This is a genomic window from Oceanicella sp. (genome assembly GCF_056449545.1).
This window is the reverse complement of sequence record NZ_JBWOMN010000019.1, coordinates 1-6,152: the sequence shown is the minus strand read 5'-3', so window position 1 is coordinate 6,152 and position 6,152 is coordinate 1. Positions and strand designations below refer to the sequence as shown.

The 6,152-nt window shown below is 67.9% G+C and carries 8 protein-coding genes; 1 reads left to right on the top strand and 7 read right to left on the bottom strand.

Annotated features, from left to right (window positions below):
• From AC1HC7_RS03335 to AC1HC7_RS03320, 4 genes are all read right to left on the bottom strand, one after another.
• A partial coding sequence (locus AC1HC7_RS03335) for an amino acid ABC transporter ATP-binding protein (protein WP_479497371.1) occupies positions 1 to 616 on the bottom strand: 616 nt, incomplete at its 3' end.
• A gap of 1 nt (position 617) precedes the next feature.
• Positions 618 to 1,313: an ABC transporter permease gene (locus tag AC1HC7_RS03330; protein ID WP_479497372.1), complete on the bottom strand. Its 696-nt coding sequence runs from the start codon at positions 1,311 to 1,313 to the stop codon at positions 618 to 620.
• The gene (locus tag AC1HC7_RS03325; protein WP_479497373.1) at positions 1,310 to 2,005 is read right to left on the bottom strand and encodes an ABC transporter permease; all 696 of its coding nucleotides are present in this window, start codon (positions 2,003 to 2,005) and stop codon (positions 1,310 to 1,312) included. Before AC1HC7_RS03325 ends, AC1HC7_RS03330 begins: the two co-directional genes overlap by 4 nt.
• Positions 2,006 to 2,122: 117 nt before the next feature.
• The gene (locus AC1HC7_RS03320; RefSeq protein ID WP_479497374.1) at positions 2,123 to 2,911 is read right to left on the bottom strand and encodes a transporter substrate-binding domain-containing protein; all 789 of its coding nucleotides are present in this window, start codon (positions 2,909 to 2,911) and stop codon (positions 2,123 to 2,125) included.
• A gap of 166 nt (positions 2,912 to 3,077) precedes the next feature.
• Here AC1HC7_RS03320 and AC1HC7_RS03315 point away from each other — a divergent pair, with 166 nt between their 5' ends.
• The gene (locus AC1HC7_RS03315; protein ID WP_479497375.1) at positions 3,078 to 3,944 is read left to right on the top strand and encodes a helix-turn-helix transcriptional regulator; all 867 of its coding nucleotides are present in this window, start codon (positions 3,078 to 3,080) and stop codon (positions 3,942 to 3,944) included.
• Here AC1HC7_RS03315 and AC1HC7_RS03310 read toward each other — a convergent pair.
• The 3 genes from AC1HC7_RS03310 to AC1HC7_RS03300 all read right to left on the bottom strand — a co-directional run.
• Positions 3,935 to 4,756 carry an inositol monophosphatase family protein gene (locus tag AC1HC7_RS03310; RefSeq protein WP_479497376.1) on the bottom strand — a complete coding sequence of 274 codons (822 nt, stop codon included), beginning with the start codon at positions 4,754 to 4,756 and terminating at the stop codon, positions 3,935 to 3,937. The two genes, AC1HC7_RS03315 and AC1HC7_RS03310, sit on opposite strands and share 10 nt — an antisense overlap.
• Before the next feature lie 150 nt (positions 4,757 to 4,906).
• Positions 4,907 to 5,407 (bottom strand): cytochrome P460 family protein, encoded by a 501-nt coding sequence (locus tag AC1HC7_RS03305; protein WP_479497377.1) that lies wholly within the window; start codon positions 5,405 to 5,407, stop codon positions 4,907 to 4,909.
• A 111-nt stretch (positions 5,408 to 5,518) separates the two neighbouring features.
• Positions 5,519 to 6,152, bottom strand: a 634-nt coding sequence (locus tag AC1HC7_RS03300) for an anti-sigma factor family protein (protein WP_479498687.1), incomplete at its 5' end; no start/stop codon positions are given.

Below are 6,152 nucleotides of genomic sequence, written 5' to 3'. Positions count from 1 at the left end.
AGCCCATTTCATGGGTGACGCAGATCATGGTCATGCCGTCGCGCGCGAGGTCGGTCATCACGTCGAGCACCTCGGAGATCATCTCCGGATCCAGCGCCGAGGTGGGTTCGTCGAACAGCATGATCCTTGGCTCCATGCACAGGGCGCGGGCGATCGCCACCCGCTGCTGCTGGCCGCCGGACAGCTGGATCGGATACTTGTCCGCCTGTTCGGGGATGCGCACCCGTTCGAGGAAATGCATCGCCGTGGCGCGGGCCTCGGCCTTGTCGGCGTTGCGCACCAGGCGCGGCGCCAGCATCAGGTTCTTGATGACGGTGAGATGCGGGAACAGGTTGAAGCTCTGGAACACCATGCCGACCTCGCGGCGCACCGCGTCGATGTCCCGTTCATCGTCGGTCAGCTCGTGACCGTTGACGACGATGCGCCCGGCATCGTGGCGTTCCAGCCGGTTGATGCAGCGGATCAACGTCGACTTGCCCGACCCCGAGGGCCCGCACACCACCAGCTTCTCGCCCCGGCTCACCGACAGATCGATCTTCTTCAGCGCCTGGAACGCGCCGAAGAACTTGTCCACCTGTTCGAGGGTGATCGCCGCCTCGGGCGCGTTGTCGGTCATCTCAGCCGTCCTTCTTCAGGTGGCGGCTCATGCGCCGTTCGAACCAGCCGAACGCCTTCTGGATGAAGAAGGTCAGGATCATGTAGATGATCGCCAGCGACACGAAGACCTCGTAGGGCGCGTAGGTTTCGGCGACGATGGTGCGGGCGATGCCGGTCATGTCCAGCAGGGTGATGGTGCTCGCCAGCGCGGTTGATTTCATCAGGCTGACGATGTCGTTGGAATAGGCCGGGGTCGCCAGCCGGACGGCGATCGGCGTGGTGATGTAGACGAAGCGCTGGCGCGTCGACAGGCCCAGCGCCGCGCCCGCCTCCTGCAGCCCCCGATCGACCCCGAGCACGCCGCCGCGCAGGATTTCCGACGCATAGGCCCCGGTGTTGAGCGACAGCGCCAGGATCGCGCAGCCATAGGGTTCGCGCAGGATCGGCCAGAAAACGCTGTCGCGCACCGCCTCGAATTGCGGCAAGCCGTAATAGATGATGAAGATCTGCACCAGGATCGGAGTGCCGCGAAACACGTAGACATAGGCGATCGAGGGCGCCGCCAGCCACCAGCGCCCGCTGATCCGCATCAGCAGCAGCAGCACCGCCAGCGCCGTGCCCAGCACCGCCGAGACCAACAGCAATTGCAGCGTCATGCCGAGCCCGGCCAGCATGCGCGGCACGCTGTCGACGACCAATGCCGGATCGAAGGTCATCGCGCCGCCTGCAGGTGGCGGTTGGCGAGCTTTTCCAGCGCCATGACGGTGAGCGTGATGACGGTCGAGAACCCGAGATAGATGCCGCCGACGACGATGTACATGGTGAAGGGCTTGCCGGTGGCGCCGGTGGCCTGTTCGGCCACGAACAGGGTTTCGTTGAGCCCGATGATCGAGATCAGCGCCGTGTCCTTGATCAGCGACAGCATGTGATTGCCGAAGGCGGGCAGCGCCAGGCGCCACATCTCGGGGATCTGGATGTATATGAAGGTCTTGAAGTTGGAAATCCCGAGCGCGCGCGCCGCCTCCACCACCCCCTGATCGACGCCCAGAAAGGCGCCGCGGAAGGTCTCGGTGGCGTAGGCGCCGACGATCAGCGCGATGCCGAAGGCGCCGGCCCAGAACGGCGGAATGTCGACGAACTTGATCGAGGGGTCGAAGGCCTGCGCCACGGCGGTCAGCGCGATGGCCGAGCCGAAATAGATGATCAGCAGCACCAGGATTTCCGGAGTGCCGCGAAAGACGACCGTGTAGGCGCCGGCGATCTTGCGCGCCATGCGGCTGTCGGACAGCTTGGCGGCGGCCCCGATCAGCCCGAACAGCACCATCATGATCAGCGAGGCGAAGAACACCCTGACGACCACGACCGAGCCCCAGAGGAAATCATCCCACCATCCAACAAGGTCCGCCATCGGTCATGCCGCCTTTTCGCCGCGCCCGCGCGGTTTCGCCCGCCGGGGCCGTCGCCCGGGCGCGCCGCGCCCGATAATCGCCTTCGCGGCGTCGCCGTCGCGAAGGCGGATCGGCGATCAGCCTTCCCATTTCTCGTTGTGGATGGCGAAGGGGAAGTATTTGCGGGCGTAGGTTTCCAGCGACCCGTCCCTGGTCAGCTGCAGGATCGCGGCGTCGAGCCGTTCGCGCAATGCGTCGTTGCCCTTGCGCAGGCCGATGCCGACGCCGACGCCGAAATATTCGGTCTCGTCGATCTGCGGGCTGACGAATTCGAATCCCTTGCCGTTCTCCTTGCTCAGGAATTTCAGGAACGCCTTCATCGGGTTGGTCATGATCATGTCGGTGCGGCCGTTTTCCAGATCCAGATACATGGCCTCTGAGCTGTCGTAATAGACCACGTTGGCGCCGGGCAGCTTGGCCTCGAACCATTTCGAATAGGTGGTGGCCCGGCCCATGCCGATCCGCAGCCCGTCGAAATTCGCCGCGAGCGGCGCGCCGGCATCGTCGAACAGCTGCAGCTTGGCGTTCTTGCGGCCCACCAGACGGCCCACGGAAATGCGGTAGGGGGCGGAAAAATCCATCTTCTCCAGCCGCGAATTGGTGATCGACATGGAGGCGATGATCAGGTCGAACTTGTTGGCCAGCAGCGCCGGGATCATGCCGTCCCATTTCTGGCAGACGAATTCCAGATCGTCCCCGAGGATCGCCGCGACGCCCCTGGCCACGTCCACGTCGTAGCCCGCCAGGTCGCCGCTGGCCTCGCGGTAGTTGAAGGGCGCGTAGGTGCATTCCATGCCCACCCGCAGGGTTTCGGCGCCCGCCGAGACGGCGGCGGCGGCGGCGGCGATGGAAGCGATCAGGGCCATGCGAATTCTTTTCATAGTCGGTCCTCCCGGTCTGCGGTCTGAATTGGGCGACGTTCAGCGTAGGAACCCGCGCAACGCCGCTCAATCCCCCCCGAGGGGGACAAGGTGTAGGTCGCGGGCCGCATCCGCGCTATCATCGCGCCAGTCAGCGAAAGCAGCGCCCGCCATGCCCGAAAAACCCGCATTTGCCGCCAACGGCCTCGCCAGCCTGCCCCGGCGTGAATTGCGCGGGTTCGCCGAGGCGGTGTCGCTGCTGTTCGCCGCCGCCCGGGGCGGGTCGTTCATCGGCGTGCTGCGCCGGTTCCTCGGCGATCTGGTGGCCTTTGACGATCTCAACGTGTTCAGCCAGAAGGGCGGCGCGCCGCCGCAGCTGATCTGGTCGTCCTATCGCCCGCAGGTCATCCGCACCGGGGTGCGCAACTATGTCGAGGCCACCTATGTGCTCGACCCCTACGCCCATGCGTTTCGCGCCGGGGCGCCCGCCGGCGCCTACCGCCCCGCCGACGTGGCGGCGCTGGCCCCGCTGTCGCGCGAGGAGATGGGCGCCTTGCCGCTGCAGGTCAGCGACGGCGAGGAACTGGGCTTTGTCACCGACGATTGGCCGGAAAACCAGTCGGAGGTGCAGATCCTGTTCGCCCTCGGGCTGGAGAGCCGGGGCGACATCTGCTGTCAGGTGGGGTTGTATCGCGACCCGGCGGGCCCGGCCTTCGATGAGAACGAGGTGGCGTTCCTGACCGAGGTCACGCCGCTGATCTCGGGCGCCTTTTCGCAATACTGGAACCGGCTGGCGCGCGCTGGCGCGGAAAGCGACGAGGCGCCCTGCCTGCGGCTGCTCAGCCCGCGCGAGCGCGACGTGATCGAACTCGTGGTCCAGGGCTTCGCCTCGGCGGCGATCAGCGTGCTGCTGCAGGTGACGCTGGAAACCGTCAAGACCCACCGCAAGCGGGCCTATCGCAAGCTTGGCATTTCATCGCAGGCGGAGCTGTTCGCGCTGATGCGGGCCACGCCCACGGCGATCAGGTATCACGCCTGACCCGGCGCCTGGGGCTGCATCGCGTGGGGCGCCAGCAGGGCGATCGCCTCGGCGTGCAGCGCCGGGGCGCCGGCGGCGACGATCTCGCCCTTCGACGCCAGGGTCAGCGGGGCGCCGCGCCAGTCGCTGATCACGCCGCCCGCGCCCTCGACCACCGGAACCAGCGCGCAGATGTCAAAACAGTCGAGATTGGGTCCGCAGACGCTCAGGTCCAGCCGCCCGGCGGCCAGCGCCGCGTAGCCAAGGCACCCGCCGTCATAGACGTTCCAGCGCGACCCCTGGCGCACCGCCTCGAACCCCGCCCGGGTCGCGCCCTTGAAGGCGTCCGGGTCGGACAGGCAGGTGACGGCGTCGGCCAGGCGCGCGGTGGCGCGGGGGCGGATCGGGGCGCCGTTCAGCCAGGCCCCGGCGCCGGAAACGCCGAGCCAGACATCCCCCAGCACGGGCTGGCAGATGATCCCCAGCGCCGGGCGGCCGTGGCGGCACAGCGCGATCAGGATGCCGAAATTGGGCAGTCCGGCGGCGAATTGCCGGGTGCCGTCGATGGGATCGATCACCCAGACCCATTCGGCGTCGAGATCGCGGGACCCGAATTCCTCGCCCAGCACCCCGTGATCGGGAAAGGCGGCGTCGATCCGCTCGCGCAGGGCCCGTTCCACCGCCAGATCCACGTTGGTGACCGGCGAGCCGTCGGATTTGATCTCCAGCGACATGCGCGCCAGTTCCTCGCGGGCGATGGCGCTGGCCCGCGCCGCCAGATCCTCGGCGAATCCCCTGAATTTCGCCGCCTCCGCTGCGTTGCTCCTGTTCATTGACGCCGCCCCCCTTTCGCGGCCGCGTCGCCGCGCCACCGGAAAGCGGAGCCTGCACCATCGGGCGCGATCATGTAAGCGCCGATGCGCCCCCGGGCGATCCCGGATCGGATCCGGGATCGCCCGGGGGCGGCGGTCACGACCCGACAATCAAGGCGCGGGCAGGATCGCGGGGGTGGTGAACACGTAGTCGCGGTCCTCGACCGGGGTGTGGCAGGCGACGCATTCCTGCGCGAAATCCGCGTCCTCGCCATAGGGGGTCAGCGATTCGCCGCGCCAGCGCGAGAATCCCCAGCCCAGCGTGTCGCCGAACCCCGCCGCGTCCTTGGCCATGAATTCCACATGGATGAACTTGCCCGGCACGGTCGCGTCCTCCCAGTTTTCATCCGTGCGGTCCTTCCAGACGATCTTGGCCAGCGTCGCGCCGTCGGGCCAGGGGTTGGTGCGGCCCTCGCGCGCCGCGTCGACGGCGATGTCGTTGCCGAGGATGACGCGCAGGGTGTCGTTGTCGGTGCGGTGGCTCGAGGCGATGACGCGCCAGTCCCGCCAGCCGTCGGGGATGGTCAGCCCGTTGGGCGCCGGGGCGACCTCGCCGGCGATCGCGGGGACCGCCAGCAGCAAGCTGAGGGCGAGAGCGGTGAAGGGACGCATGGTGGTTCTCCTGGTTCTGGACTCGGTCAAGGCGTGGGGCCGACGCGCCGGCCCCACGGGAAAAAGATGCGCCGATCCGGCGTTTGTTCCATCACATCCGCGCGACCGTCGTCAGATCGGCGCGGCGCCGTCATGGATCAGATGCGCGATTCCGATCAGCCGATCGCGCGAAAACGGGCCTGCGAGCACGTAGCTGAGCGTCGGTGAACGCCAGGCCAACGCCTCGTCGCCGTCGAGGCTGGCGAACAGGAACCGCCGCGACTCTTGCGCGTCAGGGTTGGATCGCCCCCCCGGTCCCTGCTGGATGTAGAGCGTGACCCGCGCGCCGTCGGAATCATGATACATCAGCTGTCCCGCCGGGCCGCGCGGCCCCGGCAGCAGCCGCCCGCCCATCAGCGTCAGCCCCGCCGCCGACAGGTCCGGGATCGCCACCGGGGCGCCGAGCCGGTTGCCCAGCCATGCGCCCAGATGATCGCGGGCGCCCGCCGCGACCTCAACCGCATGCGCCTTTTCCGCGACGAAGATGCGATGCGCGGCCACGGCGGCGCGGATGTCGCCCTGACCGACCCCGGCGAAGCTGGCGACTTCGCGGCCGGCGCCGTCCCCGGGACCGGCGCCGCGCACGGCGTCGTTCAGCCCCCAGCCCGCCCCGACGCCAATGGCGACCAGCGCCGCCGCCGCCGCCTTCGACGAGGATATGACGAAAGCCCCAGCTAAAAAGCTTTGAGTCCAGTTGTGCGAGATT

Coding starts and splice junctions, on each gene's coding strand:
- AC1HC7_RS03330 (WP_479497372.1), bottom strand. CDS start 1,313: ATGACCTTCGATCCGGCATTGGTCGTCGACAGCGTGCCGCGCATGCTG.
- AC1HC7_RS03325 (WP_479497373.1), bottom strand. CDS start 2,005: ATGGCGGACCTTGTTGGATGGTGGGATGATTTCCTCTGGGGCTCGGTC.
- AC1HC7_RS03320 (WP_479497374.1), bottom strand. CDS start 2,911: ATGGCCCTGATCGCTTCCATCGCCGCCGCCGCCGCCGCCGTCTCGGCG.
- AC1HC7_RS03315 (WP_479497375.1), top strand. CDS start 3,078: ATGCCCGAAAAACCCGCATTTGCCGCCAACGGCCTCGCCAGCCTGCCC.
- AC1HC7_RS03310 (WP_479497376.1), bottom strand. CDS start 4,756: ATGAACAGGAGCAACGCAGCGGAGGCGGCGAAATTCAGGGGATTCGCC.
- AC1HC7_RS03305 (WP_479497377.1), bottom strand. CDS start 5,407: ATGCGTCCCTTCACCGCTCTCGCCCTCAGCTTGCTGCTGGCGGTCCCC.